This window comes from Psychrobacter sp. 1U2 (assembly GCF_051847575.1).
The window spans coordinates 1-754 of record NZ_JBPYDC010000972.1; the positions used below are offsets into that span (position 1 = coordinate 1).

1 protein-coding gene is annotated in these 754 nt (G+C 45.9%); it reads left to right on the forward strand.

The window, feature by feature from the left end:
* The coding region (locus tag ACS8FD_RS19850; protein ID WP_439277131.1) for an MFS transporter at positions 1-510 on the forward strand (510 nt) is incomplete at its 5' end.
* Between the last annotated feature and the right edge of the window lie 244 nt (positions 511-754).

Sequence of the window (754 nt, forward strand, 5' to 3'; positions counted from 1 at the left end):
GCCACTTATATGGTTTACGTGACCTTTATCGTGACTAGCATGGTTGGATCGTATCAACTGAGTGAAGCGACTGCGGGCGGTATTTGGGCATGGATAGGTCTACTTAGTGTCTTTTCAGGCATGTTGTTTGGCTGGATTTCTGACCACATTGGCCGCCGCCTTGGTCTCGCGCTGGCTTTTTTCTTCCTTGCCATCGCTTATCTGCTGGTTGGATTGACTGATTGGACTTTAGGACTGTATTTGTCCATTATCCTGTTTGGCTTAGTGGTTTGGAGCGTTCCTGTCATTATGGCGGCCTCTGCCGGCGATTATTTTGGACCTGCAGCGGCGGCAAGTGCACTTGCAGCGCTGACTTTTGCCTTTTCAGGTGGACAGGCTCTTGGGCCAGTGGCAGCAGGCTATCTGGCAGAAATTACGGGAGACTTTAGCATCAGTTATATGGTGTCTGGCATCGCAGCCTTTGTAGCGATTGGACTTGCTTTATTGTTACGTCCGCAAAAATCTGCTTAGTAAGAGACGTTTTTATAGTTACTCCAATGAAATGAACGATTGCTCAAAACAACTTGAACGGTCGTTCATTTTTGTTTATAGTGGTTGTAAGACTAATACCTAAACCTTTCGAGCCCTTTAAGGATACCAACATGCTTAAGTTTTATTTTCATCAAACCCCAAACCCTATGAAAGTAGCTCTTTATCTGATGGAGACAGGTCTCGCGTACGAGCTCATGCCAATAGATACGATGAAAGGTGAGCA